This window comes from Tenacibaculum finnmarkense (assembly GCF_900239185.1).
GTDB classification, from domain to species: Bacteria; Bacteroidota; Bacteroidia; order Flavobacteriales; family Flavobacteriaceae; genus Polaribacter; species Polaribacter finnmarkensis.
Genome location: NZ_OENA01000085.1, coordinates 1,123 through 13,273, shown reverse-complemented (window position 1 = coordinate 13,273; position 12,151 = coordinate 1,123). Strand labels below are relative to the sequence as shown.

The 12,151-nt window shown below is 31.5% G+C and carries 13 protein-coding genes; 10 read left to right on the top strand and 3 right to left on the bottom strand.

Annotation, left to right across the window (positions count from 1 at the left end; all coding sequences use genetic code 11):
* Positions 1–42: 42 nt before the first annotated feature.
* The gene (locus AQ1689_RS09960; protein ID WP_101915814.1) at positions 43–906 is read right to left on the bottom strand and encodes an SAM hydrolase/SAM-dependent halogenase family protein; all 864 of its coding nucleotides are present in this window, start codon (positions 904–906) and stop codon (positions 43–45) included.
* 134 nt (positions 907–1,040) lie between these two features.
* On the opposite strand from AQ1689_RS09960, the gene AQ1689_RS09955 reads away from it, so the two are divergent.
* Positions 1,041–1,994 carry a PhoH family protein gene (locus AQ1689_RS09955; protein ID WP_101915891.1) on the top strand — a complete coding sequence of 318 codons (954 nt, stop codon included), beginning with the start codon at positions 1,041–1,043 and terminating at the stop codon, positions 1,992–1,994.
* A 236-nt stretch (positions 1,995–2,230) separates the two neighbouring features.
* On the opposite strand, the gene AQ1689_RS09950 is transcribed toward AQ1689_RS09955, so the two are convergent.
* Complete coding sequence (locus tag AQ1689_RS09950) at positions 2,231–2,515, bottom strand: addiction module antidote protein (protein ID WP_101955994.1); 285 nt, start codon at positions 2,513–2,515, stop codon at positions 2,231–2,233.
* Between the two features lie 3 nt (positions 2,516–2,518).
* Positions 2,519–2,842: a type II toxin-antitoxin system RelE/ParE family toxin gene (locus AQ1689_RS09945; protein ID WP_232122568.1), complete on the bottom strand. Its 324-nt coding sequence runs from the start codon at positions 2,840–2,842 to the stop codon at positions 2,519–2,521.
* 121 nt (positions 2,843–2,963) lie between these two features.
* Between AQ1689_RS09945 and AQ1689_RS09940 the strand changes: the two genes are divergently transcribed.
* The 9 genes from AQ1689_RS09940 to AQ1689_RS09900 all read left to right on the top strand — a co-directional run bounded on the left by AQ1689_RS09940 (position 2,964) and on the right by AQ1689_RS09900 (position 11,868).
* Positions 2,964–4,463 carry a bifunctional metallophosphatase/5'-nucleotidase gene (locus tag AQ1689_RS09940; RefSeq protein WP_180947574.1) on the top strand — a complete coding sequence of 500 codons (1,500 nt, stop codon included), beginning with the start codon at positions 2,964–2,966 and terminating at the stop codon, positions 4,461–4,463.
* Between the two features lie 129 nt (positions 4,464–4,592).
* Entirely contained in the window at positions 4,593–5,540 is a 948-nt protein-coding gene (locus AQ1689_RS09935) for a phosphoribosylaminoimidazolesuccinocarboxamide synthase (RefSeq protein ID WP_101955991.1), read from the top strand.
* A complete protein-coding gene (locus AQ1689_RS09930; RefSeq protein WP_101915811.1) occupies positions 5,533–5,925 on the top strand; it encodes a glyoxalase in 393 nt (130 codons plus the stop codon). The genes AQ1689_RS09935 and AQ1689_RS09930 overlap by 8 nt, the downstream gene beginning before the upstream one ends.
* Positions 5,926–5,952: 27 nt before the next feature.
* Positions 5,953–7,140, top strand: a complete 1,188-nt coding sequence (gene fabV / locus AQ1689_RS09925; protein WP_101955990.1) for an enoyl-ACP reductase FabV — start codon at positions 5,953–5,955, stop codon at positions 7,138–7,140.
* Between the two features lie 86 nt (positions 7,141–7,226).
* Positions 7,227–7,697, top strand: coding sequence for a hypothetical protein (locus tag AQ1689_RS09920; protein ID WP_101955989.1), 471 nt, complete (start codon positions 7,227–7,229; stop codon positions 7,695–7,697).
* A gap of 96 nt (positions 7,698–7,793) precedes the next feature.
* Positions 7,794–9,047, top strand: a complete 1,254-nt coding sequence (locus tag AQ1689_RS09915; RefSeq protein ID WP_101955988.1) for an aminotransferase class I/II-fold pyridoxal phosphate-dependent enzyme — start codon at positions 7,794–7,796, stop codon at positions 9,045–9,047.
* A gap of 107 nt (positions 9,048–9,154) precedes the next feature.
* On the top strand, positions 9,155–9,892 hold the full coding sequence (locus AQ1689_RS09910; protein ID WP_101955987.1) for a DUF4294 domain-containing protein: 738 nt from the start codon (positions 9,155–9,157) through the stop codon (positions 9,890–9,892).
* A gap of 329 nt (positions 9,893–10,221) precedes the next feature.
* Positions 10,222–10,899 carry a Crp/Fnr family transcriptional regulator gene (locus AQ1689_RS09905; RefSeq protein WP_101915806.1) on the top strand — a complete coding sequence of 226 codons (678 nt, stop codon included), beginning with the start codon at positions 10,222–10,224 and terminating at the stop codon, positions 10,897–10,899.
* Positions 10,900–10,968: 69 nt separating this feature from the next.
* A complete protein-coding gene (locus AQ1689_RS09900) occupies positions 10,969–11,868 on the top strand; it encodes an anti-sigma factor (protein ID WP_101915805.1) in 900 nt (299 codons plus the stop codon).
* Positions 11,869–12,151 lie beyond the last annotated feature (283 nt).

The window sequence follows — 12,151 nt, the reverse complement described above, 5'->3', positions numbered from 1 at the left end:
AGTTTAGAGGTTTGTTATTGAAAATTAGCTAAAAAGTTTTTTTTAGTTTTCGGTGGTAAATTTAGCTGAAGGAATAGCATCAAATTCAACAGTAATACTGTCTCGGTATCCTAATCCTAATAGGGTAGAGGCTCCTCCAACAGTGTTTAAGTTGCTTCTGTAAATGGCAATTTCTAAAAACCCTGACGAATTAAAAATGGCTAATTTTTCGCCGTCATTATTTCTTTTTTCTTTCGGAATTGCATAGTCTACAATTTCGTTATAGCGTTTGTAAATTTTAGTAAAGGTATAGCGCTTGGCTGTAATAATAAAATTTCGCCCTTTTCCTACGGATTTAAATAGTTTTTTATCAATATTGGTAATTACATTCCCATAATTATCGGTATAAATAACTCCGCCACTAATAATAGTTTGTTGCTTATTTACGGTTGTTTTTATTTCAACACTATTTTTATATACGTCAATTTCTTTTCCAATAACATTTAAGCTACCTCCACGTGCAATGTGTGAGGCAACTTGCACAAAAACATCGAGCACCGGAAAACTAGTTTCAATATGATTGTGAATGTTTATTTCAACAATTTTTGTGGGTTTTATATCTGAAGTAATCATTGAAATAATGCCATTGTCAGGGCAAATAAAATAATGATTGTCTAATTCAATAGCGATATGTTTGTTTTCGGCACTTAGTTCAGAATCTACACCAATAATATGTATTGTTTTGTCAGGGAAGCTTTTATAGGTGTTTCTTAAAATATAAGCAGTTTCTGTAATGTTAAAAGGGGTAATATGATGTGTGATATCAACAATTTTCACCTCAGGTAATTCACTATAAATAGCTCCTTTAACGGCACTTACAAAGTGGTCTTTTATTCCAAAATCGGTGGTTAAAGTGATTAGAGACATTAAATATAACTGCGTATTAATTATTTGTTAAGTAGTGTACTTTAAAATAGTACCTTAAATTTTATGGCAAAATTACATAATTCAATAAAAATAATCATTATTTTTAAACTGAATAATATTAAAACATGTATCTTTTGAACGAACGTATCTTTGAATTAACAGAAATTGATCCAAATGAATTTTTTGGAGCGCAAGATAGTACTATTACAACGCTAAAAAAGTATTTTCCAAAAGTTAAAATTGTATCTAGAGGAAATAAATTAAAATTATATGGCGAACCTGAAATTTTAGATGAGCTAGAAAAACGTTTAGGCATGCTAATTAAGTATTTTAATAAGTACAATAAATTAGATGAAAATAGTATTGAACGTATTTTAACAGCCACAGGAAAAGAAGAAGAATTTAGAAAGTCGGCTAAAATAGAAGGCGTTTTAGTGCATGGCGTTAATGGTAATTTAATAAAACCGCAAACCTCAAATCAACGGAAAATGGTTGATTTAATGAGTAAAAATGATATGCTTTTTGCCGTAGGTCCTGCAGGAACAGGTAAAACATATACGGCGGTGGCTTTGGCTGTAAAAGCATTGAAAGAAAAAGAAGTCCGTAAAATAATATTAACACGTCCTGCGGTAGAATCGGGCGAAAACTTAGGGTTTTTACCTGGCGATTTAAAAGAAAAATTAGATCCGTACATGCAACCTTTATATGACGCTTTGCGTGATATGATTCCTCATGAAAAATTAGAATCGCATATTGAAAAAGGCATCATTCAAATTGCTCCGTTGGCATTTATGCGTGGAAGAACGCTAGACAACGCTTTTGTTATTTTAGATGAAGCGCAGAATACAACCCATAATCAGATGAAAATGTTTTTAACAAGAATGGGGAAAAATGCAAAGTTTATTATTACTGGCGATCCTGGGCAAATAGATTTACCACGTAAACAGGTTTCGGGTTTAAAAGAAGCTTTGTTGGCATTAAAAGATATTAACGGTATTGCCCAAGTATATCTTGATGATAAAGATGTAGTGCGTCATCGATTGATTAAAAAAATTATTAAAGCTTATAAAAGTATCGAAACGGAGTAACGCCTGTTTTTTAATTTTCAGAAATTAAAAGACTATTTAAACGAATGAGCCGTTTAAATAGTCTTTTTTAATTAAAAAAATGTTTGGTATTATAGCGTAGAAGTTATCGATTTATATATGGTTTGTTGCGTTTTTGAAGCACTAAATTTAGTAAATAAAAACGGAAAAAGATTTTCGTAAGTAGGCGAGTACTAGCAATGCCTAAATTATATATTTTGTTGTGGTGCGTTATTTTTTCAGGCAGATGCTGGATTTACTTGTATTTGCCCTCCGATTGCTTTTAATACTTTCATAATTGTTGCAAATTGAGGTTTCGCTCCATCTGATAACGCTTTGTACAAACTCGGTCTGCTTAAACCTGTTTCTTCTGCAATTTTTGTCATCCCGATAGCTTTAGCAATATTCCCGATTGCATTAATTACATCTGCATTATTACCTTCTTCCAAAACTGTGTTAAGATATTCCGCAATCATTTCTTTGCTTTCCAAATAATCAGCTATTTCAAATCTTGAAGTTTCCATTTTCTATTTATTTAATTTTTTCCAAATTTCTTTCGCTTTCGTAATGTCCTTTTGTTGTGTTGATTTATCTCCACCAATTAGCAGAACAATTACTTTTCCATCTTTTTCTTTGAAGTAAATTCTGTAGCCTTTTGCAAAATTTATTCGCATTTCCCGAATTCCATCGCCAACAGTTTTACAATCTCCAAAATGTTCGTCAGATTCCAATTTTTGAATTCTGAACAAAATTTTAGCTTTTGCTTTGAAGTCTTTCAACTTTTTCAGCCATTTGTCAAATTCAGTTGTTTTCTCAATAAAGAACATAATACTGTATCTACTTGGATACAAATTTAAGAATAATTTTTGGATTATTTACTATGAAATTCAGTTTTCGGTAGATTTTTATTTTTAATGCACTACATCTATAATGTATACTATATTGATTAAATTTGTTGAAAAAAAACACCCGATGATAAACATGATAAACATGGCAAGCATGACAAACATGATACATAAAATTTTATTTCATATTAGTATTCTATTAATAAGTACGCTGTTATCATGCTCTTCAAACGGTATTAAAAATAATGAATTATCAGAAAATAATGATTTAAACGAAGGTGTAGAAAAGAAAGTAACGATATTTTTTGTGAATGACCAACATGCTCAGTTAGACAATTTTGCGAAAATAAAGTATTTAATAGATAAAGAAAAAGAGACTAAAAATGTTATCGTTGCTTGTAGTGGCGATCTATTTTCAGGAAGCCCCGTAGTTGATAATTATAAAGATGATCAAGGTTTTCCGATGATTGATGTGATGAATAAAGTAGGTTTTGATGTATCAGTATTAGGAAATCACGAATTTGATTATGGCGAAGCTATATTAAAAAAGCGGATAGAGCAAGCTAATTTTAATTGGGTCTGCGCGAATGTAGACATGTTAAATTCAGGAGTTCCACAGCCAAATGAATTTTATACGGTTTCAAAAAATGATATAAAAATCACTTTTTTAGGCTTGGTGGAAACCAACGGAAAAAAGAACGGAACAATTCCTTCTACGCATCCATGGAAAGTTAAAGAAATGAAATTTGAACGTCCAGAAACGGTCGTAAATAAATATAAAGATGTTAAAAAATCAGAAGATTCCGATCTTTTTATCGCATTAACACATTTAGGACACACAAGTAGTCGTAATTTAGGCGATGTTCAATTAGCGAATAAATTTCCTTACTTCGATTTAATTATAGGCGGGCATTCGCATCAAGAAATTAATACAAAAGAAAACGGAATTCCTATTTATCAATCAGGTTCTTATTTAAAAAATTTAGGAAAAATAGAACTATCTGTAAAAAATAAATCCATTACTAGTAGCAAGTACACGCTTATTAATTTAGAGGAGGTTTTAGAATATGACCAAGAGCTGAAGAGCGTTATTGATACATATAATAATGTACCCGAATTAGAAGAAGTAATAGGAAATTCATTAATTAACCACCAAAGAAATCAAGTAGGGTGTTTATATGCCGATGCGCTTAAAGCAACCATGAATGTAACAGTTTCTTTTCAAAATACAGGAGGGATTAGAAGTTCGTTAAATCAAGGAGCGATTACTAAAAGAGACATCTATACTATTGAACCATTTAATAACGGAACTGTTAAATACGAAATGACTATCGGACAAATTAAAAATTTTTTAATAGAATCGAAGTCGGGCTTTTATTATTCAGGTATTCAAATTAAAAAAATAGGAAGAGTTATTGAAATTAGAGATGAATTAGGAAATCTATTAGACTATAATACCGTTGTTTCGGTAGGTTTAACCGATTATATACCCGCTGTTTATGATAATTTATTCCCCAAAAACAGCGAGGTTCAAAATATTTCGGCAGCAGCATCAATAATAAGTTATATAAAAAACACCAATCCGCAGGTAAACTATCCTAATTGTGGTAATTATTTTAGATATTAAGCAATTGTTTAAATTTCATTTAAAAACGTTTTTAGATCCTTTTATTCTTTATCAGAAAGAAATAAAAACCAAAAATAAATACCATATTTTTGCAATCAACAACACAGTTAACAACACAACAAAAAAAGTATGAATACAATTAACGAAACTAACTTTCAATTTCCAAAGCAAAAGTCGGTTTATAAAGGTAAGGTAAGAGAGGTTTATAATATAGATGACGAGTTATTGGTAATGATAGCTTCTGACAGATTATCGGCTTTCGATGTGGTTTTACCACGTCAAATTCCTTTTAAAGGGCAAATTTTAAATCAGATTGCTACCAAAATGATGAACGAAACCGCTGAGGTTGTTCCAAATTGGTTACACGCAACACCTGATGAAAACGTAGCCGTAGGGCATTTGTGTGATCCTTTTAAAGTAGAAATGGTTATCCGTGGGTATATGTCAGGGCATGCAGCACGTGAATATAAGGCAGGTAAAAGAGTTTTATGTGGCGTTGCAATGGCAGAAGGAATGAAGGAAAATGATCAGTTTCCAACACCAATAATTACGCCTTCAACAAAGGCTGAAAACGGCGATCATGATGAAGATATTACTCGTGAAGAAATTTTAGCTAAAAATGTAGTTTCTGAAGAAGATTATATCATCTTAGAAAAATACACTAGAAATTTATTTCAAAAAGGAACAGAAATAGCAGCTTCTCGTGGGTTAATTTTAGTAGATACTAAATATGAATTTGGTAAAACAAAAGATGGTAAAATTGTTTTAATTGATGAAATTCACACACCAGATTCTTCTCGTTATTTTTATGAAGAAGGATATGCTGAACGTCAAGAAAAAGGAGCGCCACAAAAGCAATTATCAAAAGAATTTGTACGTCAGTGGTTAATCGAAAATGATTTCCAAGGAAAAGATGGGCAGGCAATTCCTGAAATGTCAGACGAAAAAGTTACCGAAATTTCAAACAGATATATTGAATTATACGAGCAAATTACAGGAGAGAAATTTGTAAAAGCAAATACTGAAAATGTATTAAATCGTATTGAAAAAAACGTTGTTAATTTTTTAAATGGATAGCAATAAAATAAGTATTCGCCCGGTATTAAATTTATCCTCTGAAATTCCTGTAGAAGATTTTCAGAATAAAACAATACGCCCAATTTTAAAATTACAACACGAACTGCTTTTACAATTCTTTATCTTTTTCTGTAAAAGTCAAAAAGTAGATATCGTACATATCGAAAAAGAAAAATTTAATAAAGCGGTAAATAGTATCACCAAGAAAAATATCAATTTAAAAAATCAGTTTTTAGGGTTGATTATCGGGCAGTTTACCGTGGGTGAATTTGAATTTTATAAAGATAATAATACCGATATCAATAAAAGAATTTTAATGATGATTGGGCAACGAATTAAAGACAGCCAATTAGAAATTAAAAGTTTTAAAACAGATAGCAATTAATAAAAATTAATAAGAAATTAGTTAAAAATGATAATAGAGCCAAGAACTAGAGGATTTATTTGTTTAACATCTCATCCAACGGGTTGTGAGCAAAATGTAAAAGATCAAATAGCATACGTACAATCAAAAGGAAAAATTGAAGGTGCTAAAAAAGTATTAGTAATCGGTGCTTCAACAGGTTTCGGATTGGCATCAAGAATAACAAGCGCATTTGGTTCAGATGCTGCTACAATTGGTGTTTTCTTCGATAAACCTGCAACAGAAGGAAAGCCAGGGTCGCCAGGTTTTTACAATACAGCCGCTTTTGAACAAGAAGCAACAAAGGCAGGTTTGTATGCCAAAAGTATTAATGGAGATGCGTTTTCAAACCAAATAAAAGAACAAGTTGTTAACTTAATCAAACAAGATTTAGGGCAGATTGACTTGGTTATTTATAGTTTAGCATCGCCAGTAAGAATGCACCCTGTATCAGGAAAACGTTTTAAATCAACATTAAAACCTATTGGAGAAGTTTTTACTAATAAAACCGTAGATTTTCATACAGGAAAAGTTTCAGAAATTTCTATAAACCCAGCCCAAGGCGATGATGTTGCCAATACGGTAACAGTTATGGGGGGTGAAGATTGGAAAATGTGGATGGACGCATTACAATCAGAAAACTTATTATCGGAAGGCGCTACTACAGTGGCATATTCTTATATTGGTCCTGAAGTTACAAAACCTGTGTACAGAAACGGAACAATTGGTGCGGCTAAAGATGATTTAGAAGCAACTGCTTTTACAATTTCGGATGATTTAAAATCAATAGGAGGAAAGGCGTATGTTTCGGTAAATAAAGCCTTGGTAACACAAGCGAGTTCTGCAATTCCTGTAATCCCATTATATATTTCACTTTTATTTAAGGTGATGAAAGAAAAAGGAATTCACGAAGGATGTATCGAGCAAATTCAGCGTTTATATAGCCAGCGTTTATTTGGCGGCGATTTAGCTTTAGATGAAAAAGGAAGAATCCGTGTAGACGATTGGGAAATGCGTGAAGACGTACAAGCAGAAATTGCGGAATTATGGGAAAAAGCAACGACTGAAAATTTATCGGAAATTGGAGATTTAGAAGGATATAGTCAAGAATTTTTTAAATTATTCGGTTTTAAAGTAGCTGGTATAAATTATGATGCTGAGGTTAACGAAGTTGTTAGCGTACCAAGTATTCAATAATTAAAAAGCATACAAAAAACACCATCAAAACCTCATAGTCGTAATAGCTGTGAGGTTTTTTTTGTTATATTATTTAAAATTATGTTATGAAAACAGCAACAATTAAAGCATTAAAAGACGAATTAAAACATAAAAATCAAAATGAATTATTAGAACTTTGTTTGCAGTTAATTCGTTTTAAAAAAGAAAATAAAGAACTGCTTACTTACCTGTTATTTGAAGCTGATAATGAACAAGGTTATATTTTAGCTATTAAAAATGAGATGGATGTGTTGTTTGAAAATATCAATACTAAAAGTTATTTTTTTATCAGAAAAAGTGCCCGTAAAATATTAACAAATACCAAAAAATACATTCGTTTTTCAAAGAATAAAGAAACAGAAGTCGAATTATTATTACATTTTTGTATCAAACTCAAAAATTTAAAACCGTCAATAAAAAACAGTCCTCGTTTGCAAAATATACTAGCAACTCAAGTAAAACTGATTCAAAAAATTGTAGCAAGCCTGCATGAAGATTTACAATACGATTATGGTTTAGAATTAGAAAAATTATAAAAAGAACTTTTTTAACAAAAGAATCAAGTGCTTAACTATTTTGAGAACATCTTAAAAATCATTATTTTTGTAAGGAATAAAATTACAAAAGTAATAATGACTAAAGATTTATTTGAAAGAATTAAACAAGATAAAGGACCGTTAGGAAAATGGGCAGATAAGGCAGAAGGATATTTTGTTTTCCCAAAATTAGAAGGACCAATTTCTAACAGAATGTCTTTTAATGGAAAAGAAGTAATTACTTGGAGTATCAATGATTATTTAGGCTTGGCAAACCATCCTGAGGTATTAAAAGTTGATGGAGAATCAGCAGCAACCGACGGATTAGCCTATCCAATGGGTGCACGTATGATGTCGGGGCACACCAAATACCATGAGCAATTAGAGCAAGAATGTGCTGATTTTGTAGAAAAAGAAGCGGCATATTTAGTAAATTTTGGCTATCAAGGAATGGTGTCGGCAATTGATGCTTTGGTTACCAAAGATGATATTATTGTTTATGACATGGACACTCATGCTTGTATTATTGATGGTGTTCGTTTACATGCAGGAAAGCGTTTTGTTTACAGACATAACGATATTGAAAGCTGTGAAAAAAACTTGCAAAGAGCCACTAAAATGGCAGCAAAAACAGGTGGAGGAATTTTATTGATTTCCGAAGGTGTTTTTGGAATGCGAGGAGAGCAAGGTCGTTTAAAAGAAATTATCGCCTTAAAAGAAAAATATAATTTCCGAATTTTAGTTGATGATGCCCATGGTTTTGGAACCTTAGGTAAAGACGGAAAAGGAACTGGTTTTGAGCAAGGAGTTCAAGAGGGTATTGATGTTTATTTTGCAACATTTGCAAAATCGATGGCAGGAATCGGAGCTTTCTTTGCAGCCGATAAAGACGTAATTCAGTATTTACAATACAATATGCGTTCGCAAATGTTTGCTAAATCGTTGCCAATGCCCATGGTAAAAGGCGCCTTAAAACGATTAGACATGTTGCGTACCATGCCAGAGTTGAAAGAAAACTTATGGAAAATAACCAATTCATTACAATCAGGTTTACGTACTGCGGGCTTTGATTTAGGAACAACGCAAACTTGTATTACTCCTGTGTTTTTAAAAGGAGAAATACCAGAAGCCATGGCAATGGTTCGAGATTTACGAGAAAATCATTCGGTATTTTGTTCGATCGTGGTATATCCTGTAATACCAAAAGGATTAATTATTTTAAGATTGATACCAACGGCACGTCATACACAAAAAGACGTAGATGAAACAATTGTTGCATTTTCAGCAATTCGAGAAAAATTATCAAACGGAACTTATAAAAAGGTTGCAGAAGCAATTATGGCTGAATAAAAGATATAATTATAGCAAAAAAACTCATGAAGCATATACTATATTTCATGAGTTTTTTGTTTAAAAAAAAGGAATATCTTTGAGTCTTTATTTGATACTTAAAATTAATGAAAAAACTTTTATCTCTATATATAGTACTCTTCGTTTCTAGTAGCATAGGACAAATAAAAGACACACTACCAAACGTTAATGAAGAATATTTTTTGTTAAAAAATGGCGACAGTTTAATGATTACATTAAATGAAGTGGCTATTTTTCCGAAGCATAAGTTTAAAGAAAAATTAGATATTCATTATTATTATTGGTTTCGTAAAAAAGTTTTTAAAGCATACCCTTATGCTGTTTTGGCGGCAAAAAAAATAGACAGTGTAGCGGTTCGTTTATCAAAAATAAAATCGAAAAGAGCCAAAAGAAAATATATAAAAAGAACTCAAAAGTACCTCCAAGAAGAACTAACGAGTCCTTTAAAAAAATTAACAAAAACAGAGGGGCGCATTTTATTAAAATTAATACATCGCCAATCAGGTAAAACCGCTTTTCAAAATATTAAAGAATTACGAAGTAGCTGGAAGGCATTTTGGTACAATACCACCGCAAATATATTCAAGTTATCATTAAAATCTGAATACATACCAGAAACGATAAATGAAGATTTTTTAATAGAAGATGTTTTACAACGTGCCTTTATTGATGAAAAATTAGAATATCAAACACCAAAATTAAAGAAACCCTATAAAAACATCGTATTAAAAGGCAGGGGAAGCATCGATGTAACGGTTTATAAAAAGTTATTTGTAAAGATCCGCAAGAAGCGCGCAAGAAAAACCAAGCCTAAAAAAAAGTAGCAGTTATATATAAGGTATAAAAATTCAATAATTATTTTTTTTAGAAGCAATTTCCCGCTTTCCGCACTCGCTTTTTTTGTTTTTTAAAAAGAAAAACAAAAAAGAGCTCAAACAAAGCGTCAATCGGGGCTAGGCATTTGTACTAATTTCGATAATTCGAGAAACTATTATAATTTTTTCAAAATAGCGGATAAATAGTAGTTGTTTTACTCAATATATTTTTGTTTGTTTAAATTTTAGGTTATTTTTATATATTGCTATTAGGTTTTAAGCTTCATTTAAAACATTTTATAGCTAAAAAAAACACTAACTTTTAAATAAAATTACTTATGAATTATTTATGGTTTTTTGATGATGTAAATTTATTTAACCTTTTATGCCCACATAAATTTAAAGGTTATAAATCTTGTCATACTTTTGATGCGTATCTAAAAAATGATTACATCTATTTTGAAAAAGACCAAGCGAGTAAAATCTATTTAATAGAAAGCGGAAAAGTAAAAATAGGTTATTACTCCGAAGCAGGAAAAGAAGTTGTTAAAACCATTTTAGCTAAAGGAGAGTTATTTGGTGAAAAGGCTATTTTAGGAGAAGAAATACGCAATGAATTTGCACAATCAATAGATAATAAAACCTCTATTTGCAGAATTGGTGTAGACACTATCCATGAACTGATGCGTGACAACAAAACATTCAGTTTGCATATCTATAAATTTCTTGGTTTTCGTTTTAAAAAATTAGAACGTCGGTTAAAAATTTTGCTTTTTAAAGATGTAAAAACACGATTAATGGAATTTTTACAAGAATTATTTGAACAGTACGGGCATCGTTGTCAAACCACGGGCAGTCGTATTATTGTTCACCCTTATACACAAAAAGACATCGCATCACTTATAGGTACTTCTCGACCAACACTAAATATAATATTAAACGAACTACGAGTAGCTAAAATTGTAGATTTTGACAGAAAAACCATTACTATTTATGAAAAAGATAATTTAGTGTAAGCTAGCTAACATTTCAGCTTAAAAATTATTTATATTTTTGAATTAATAATAATTCTAAAAAATATAAATATGATAAAACTTAAATTTTTAGGAGTGTTGGCTATTGGTTTATTAGCTGCTTCTTGTGGAAATGATAATGATGACATTGTAATTGAAAACTTAGAAAAGTCAACCTTATCTGTTAGTCTAGAAGGGTTAGAAAATTTAGGTGAAAATTTTAAATACGAAGGCTGGGTAATTGTTAACGGAAAGCCTGTTTCAACAGGTTTATTTACGGTAGATGATTCTGGCGTAGCATCAAAAACTGATTTTACAGTTTTAGCTACTAATTTAAACGCAGCAACTAAATTTGTAGTAAGTATTGAGCCGCTTATAGATAAAGATGCAGGTCCATCAGATACAAAAATATTATCTGGTAATTTTTCTGGTAATTCAGCCATTGTAAATTCTACTATTGTAGCTGATTTTTCGACTGCCGCAGGAACCTATATTTTAGCAACTCCAACTGATGGAGGCAGTAATACTGACGAGCTTAGTGGTGTCTGGTTTTTAGATAATTCTTCTGGAGGAGTAAAACCGGGATTAATATTACCGAAATTATCAGCAGGATGGAAATACGAAGGATGGGCAGTGATTAACGGCGTAGCAGTTTCTACAGGAACTTTTACCGATGCTTCAAAAGCAGATGATAATGCAGGAACTTCACCATTTAAAGGGGATGCTGGTAATGGGCCAGGATATCCGGGCGAAGATTATATGCAAAATGCACCAGCAGGTTTAACTTTTCCTTTAGATTTAAGAGGAACAACATTGGTAATCACTGCAGAACCGTACCCAGACAATGCCCTAACACCTTTTACATTAAAACCATTAGCCCATATAGTACCGGCAACAGCATCTGACCACACAGCAATTAAAATGGGCGATGGTCCTGTACAGCAATTAACCGGTATGGTAACTAGGAGGTAACTATTTTTTTCTAGAAGCAATTTCCCGCTTTCCGCACTCGCTTTTTTTGTTTTTTAAAAAGAAAAACAAAAAAGAGCTCAAACAAAGCATCAATCGGGGCTAGGCATTTGTACTAATTTCGATAAATTGATAAATCAACTATAATTTAGGCAAAGTTCACACTATCATTTCGAGCAGTAAAAAATAAACCTCACAGGTTTTTAAAACCAGTGAGGTTTGTTCTTGTTTGAAGAATTTAAAACGAAATTCCTATTAACGAAAACAAACTGTCAGTTCGAGTTAT